Genomic DNA, 3,711 nt, shown 5'->3' with positions numbered 1-3,711 from the left:
AGAGTGTGGGAGATTTCATCCTCTATTGGATTCGATGGTTATGTGATTGCCTCTGAAGTAACTCAACCAGAACCAGTCGGTTCTCACAACTCCGGGGGCTGCGCCCCCTCCGTGTGAGACCTCTACGATATACAAACTAAAGAATAGAAATAATGGGAGATGTATCCAATCTGGTCCTTTTGGCGATTTTCGCAGTTTTCCCGATCTATGTGTTGGAATTTCAAGGAATTATTCCTTTCATTTCTCAGAACCTGATAATAATCGTTGGAGTCGGTAGTTGTATATCTCTGATGAAGAAGGCAAATAAGAGAAGCATCCATGTTTTTTTGTCAGGAGTAGCTGCTTATATTGCTCTTACTCTAATCTCAAATATGCTGCTGCTAAGAATTTTTGATTATTAAGCATATGAAGCAGTTCACTGGATTCAGAAATGTAAGGGCTTCGACTGAAGGGTATATCCAGTCGGAGGTCTCAACTCCGTTCGCTCGTCCCTCGCTCACTTCGTGAGACTCCTCTACGATCTGTGAAAAAGAAAATTGGAATCGCCGTCGTCGTTGTCGCCATAGCGTGGCTTGTCATATTCGGAACCGTGACCGCGTTAAATCTTCTCAGCTGGCGAAATGATTACGTCGAAGCGGAGCCCTTTGTTGAGATAGTTTGGCCCCTAAGCAGCGAAATGGAAAAATTCGAAAAGAATGAAGGACGACGACCAAAGTCTCTTTCAGAGCTTGAGGAATCGACTGGCCTTGATCTCACGGAAATTAAAGAATTCGAGCATCGTTTTTATGAGGAAGGACCCCTAGTTTTTACCATCAGAATAAACGAAACGCACGGATTCAAATTTGATGACAGCTACTCCCCGTCATGGAACACCCAAGAATGAACCACAGATCCAGACGCAGCTATCAACTCCTTTCGCGCTCCGCGCTTCAGTCGCGATAGTGCTCCACGTTAGAGGCACACCTGCGATGAGATCTTGAATAAAGAATGAAGGCGCAGGGCACAAAAGAATTAATTGAAGTGGTTTCGGGTTGCGACTCGCGAGGCCTAACATGCGTTGAGGTCACGCGTGACGGACCCGAAACTTCTAGTGAACAAAAGAACACATTTCAACTAAAAAAATTGTTTTGGGGACTGAAGAAAAATTTTCACAGGGATTCTTTTCTCCTCGGCTCGCCAGGTGGCCAATAACAAGATGTTTAGTCGACTCCGCTGCGCTACACGACTAAACATCTACGTTCGATGAAAGAATGAAAAACACACTATCGGCACTAACCATATTTTTCGCATCGATGCTCTCCGGTGCTGAGTTGCCCTTATCGGTCGAGGCACTAATTCCACGACATGCGAACGTCTCTTGGCATTCCGATATAGAATGGGGAGAAAAAGTGTGTGTCCTTTACTATCTACCAGATGTGGGCAGAAACGATGCCACGAAGTTTCTCGAGATTATTGAATTAAGAGAAGACGGAAGTTCTGAGCAACTGAGCCGTATTTACCTTGGAGGCCGTGGAGCATCTGTAGTCGACAAGATAGAAGCGAATGGAAGAGTAATTACTATTCATGCCCGAGAGCACAAAAACTCCGATCCAATCTCTACTCCAAGCAAAGAAGTTTTAATCACTGTCAGCTATTCAAGTATACCAGTCTTGATATCAAAAACATACACAAAACATGGATCGAACCAGACGCGGTAGTCAATGCGAGTGCTGCCCCACGAAAACCCGAGAACCACTTGCACGATTGACCACTCAGGCTCGCATCGACTACGCTCTACGTTCTACGGAAAAATGAAACGAGCAATCTCAATCATAGTGGCAGTCATTGTTGTCTTCTTTCTGTCCACAGCTTTAAAGAAATCCTACGATCGCCGAACGTGCTTCAATAGTGTTAGCGTTTTAAGTGAAGACTTTTATAAATACTACGACACGCACTCAGAGTGGCCCCAGACGCTTGAAGATCTTTATGGTAACGATCTACCAAAAGTAACTAAAAATGGAGTTCAGATTACCTACGACCATCAGGACCTAGAGTTGAATGCAGAATGCGAACACCCTTCAACCACAGTTGCCCATGGACACCAGATCTCGCATGAAGCCTATCTTAAATGGAAAGAATCAAAGTAGAACCAGTCGGCACAGGTCAACCCATGCAACCCGCCCGAAAATCTGAGAACCACTTGAACCACTAACTCGTCAGGCTGGGTGCCTGGCCTTTACGTTGTGTGATTGAAAATGAAAAATTTAAACCTAGGACACATCCTCATCGCCTGTTCAATCTTAGCAGGATTCATCATCCATGCATTGATAGAAAAAATAGAAACACCAAATGCAACGGACACTCTAAATGGCGCAATCATATTTAAGGATGGAAGCAAAACCAGTCAGATTGGTGCAGGCTCTACTATTGAATTTTACGATGGATACATCAAAGCCAGCCTCTTCCCAGAGGGAACTAAAAATGAGGCTGCCGACATTTATCCTCTCGATCTAATCCGCAAGATCCCACTCAAAAACTAGGACACAACCAGTCGGAGCAGGACAACCCGATAACCCGCCCGTAAAACTCTAAAAATCAACAGGACTACGATCCCCACTGGCGGGTTGCCTGTCCTCCACGTTAGCAAAAAAATGAAAAGCAAACTTATAATCGCACTCTTAGCCGTAATCTTGGGGTTGATAACATTCATCCTGATGAATCAGGAGAACGAAACTGGATTCACCGAATGGATGACGGGAGAAGAATACCAGAAGGTCTTTGATGAACGAAGTCAGAGACTCTACCCAGTTATCGTTGAAGCAAAAGAGACAGGGAATGATGAAATCCTTTTTCGTGCTTACTATACAGAGCTGCCTACTGATTCATTTTGGTTCTGGAGTAATCATGGCATTCCAACAAACGCCTTCGAAGAGAACAGGAACAAGTATAAGAGAGAAGGATTCACTCTCGTGCATCATCACACACTAAACACAGATGCAGGACAGACCATCCACCAAGCCACTTGGGCGAAACAAAAATAAGGTCTAACCAGGCGAGCGTGGCAACGCCTTTGGCGCGCCACCTCTTTACGATATGGAAGAGAAGAATATAAGCGTGAAGTCGAGATTGTCTCGTTGGCTTGTATTTTTCGGGTCTAGCTATTGTTGGACGATTCTAGCGTTCACCTTTGCCCCCCACGGGTTGCCGCGAATATTAAATGCATCAGGAAAAGAAGAGGGAATACGACTACTCTACGGGATCTTGCTATTCGGCCTGTTCCTAGGGACGATTGGCGTTTATGCCTCGTCGGAAAATAACACAGTAAAAATAGGTTCGACTGTGGCATTGCTTGTTTCATTATTTGGTGCACCTGCCGTGTATGTTAGAATCGCCTATTGAATCCCATATCCAGTCGGAGGTCTCAACTCCGTTCGCTCGTCCCTCGCTCACTCCTTGAGACTCCTCTACGTTAGAGGCACACCTGCGATGAGATCTTGAATAAAGAATGAAGGCGCAGGGCACAAAAGAATTAATTGAAGTGGTTTCGGGTTGCGACTCGCGAGGCCTAACATGCGTTGAGGTCACGCGTGACGGACCCGAAACATCTAGTGAACAAAAGAACACGTTTCAACTAAAAAAATTGTTTTGGGGACTGAAGAAAAAATTTCACAGGGATTCTTTTCTCCTCGGCTCGCCAGGTGGCCAATAACAAGATGTTTAGTCGACTCCGCT

5 protein-coding genes are annotated in these 3,711 nt (G+C 45.1%); all 5 read left to right on the top strand.

What is annotated here, in order from left to right; all coding sequences use genetic code 11:
• Positions 1-523: 523 nt before the first annotated feature.
• The 5 genes from DDZ13_RS15125 (at position 524) to DDZ13_RS15110 (ending at position 3,020) form a co-directional block, all read left to right on the top strand.
• The gene (locus tag DDZ13_RS15125; protein ID WP_110132301.1) at positions 524-883 is read left to right on the top strand and encodes a hypothetical protein; all 360 of its coding nucleotides are present in this window, start codon (positions 524-526) and stop codon (positions 881-883) included.
• A 367-nt stretch (positions 884-1,250) separates the two neighbouring features.
• Positions 1,251-1,697, top strand: coding sequence for a hypothetical protein (locus DDZ13_RS15380; RefSeq protein ID WP_146209405.1), 447 nt, complete (start codon positions 1,251-1,253; stop codon positions 1,695-1,697).
• Between the two features lie 93 nt (positions 1,698-1,790).
• Positions 1,791-2,126: a hypothetical protein gene (locus DDZ13_RS15120; RefSeq protein WP_110132300.1), complete on the top strand. Its 336-nt coding sequence runs from the start codon at positions 1,791-1,793 to the stop codon at positions 2,124-2,126.
• 108 nt (positions 2,127-2,234) lie between these two features.
• Positions 2,235-2,519, top strand: a complete 285-nt coding sequence (locus DDZ13_RS15115; RefSeq protein ID WP_110132299.1) for a hypothetical protein — start codon at positions 2,235-2,237, stop codon at positions 2,517-2,519.
• A gap of 111 nt (positions 2,520-2,630) precedes the next feature.
• Entirely contained in the window at positions 2,631-3,020 is a 390-nt protein-coding gene (locus DDZ13_RS15110) for a hypothetical protein (protein ID WP_110132298.1), read from the top strand.
• Positions 3,021-3,711: the final 691 nt, after the last annotated feature.

Origin of the sequence: Coraliomargarita sinensis (assembly GCF_003185655.1) — a bacterium.
Lineage (GTDB): Bacteria > Verrucomicrobiota > Verrucomicrobiia > Opitutales > Coraliomargaritaceae > Coraliomargarita_B > Coraliomargarita_B sinensis.
The sequence above is the reverse complement of the archived record's forward strand: the minus strand, read 5'-3'. Positions and strand labels throughout refer to the sequence as shown.

What these genes read in the sequence shown, in the direction of transcription:
- DDZ13_RS15115 (WP_110132299.1), top strand. Translation starts at nt 2,235, where the DNA reads ATGAAAAATTTAAACCTAGGACACATCCTCATCGCCTGTTCAATCTTA.
- DDZ13_RS15110 (WP_110132298.1), top strand. Translation starts at nt 2,631, where the DNA reads ATGAAAAGCAAACTTATAATCGCACTCTTAGCCGTAATCTTGGGGTTG.
- DDZ13_RS15380 (WP_146209405.1), top strand. Translation starts at nt 1,251, where the DNA reads ATGAAAAACACACTATCGGCACTAACCATATTTTTCGCATCGATGCTC.
- DDZ13_RS15120 (WP_110132300.1), top strand. Translation starts at nt 1,791, where the DNA reads ATGAAACGAGCAATCTCAATCATAGTGGCAGTCATTGTTGTCTTCTTT.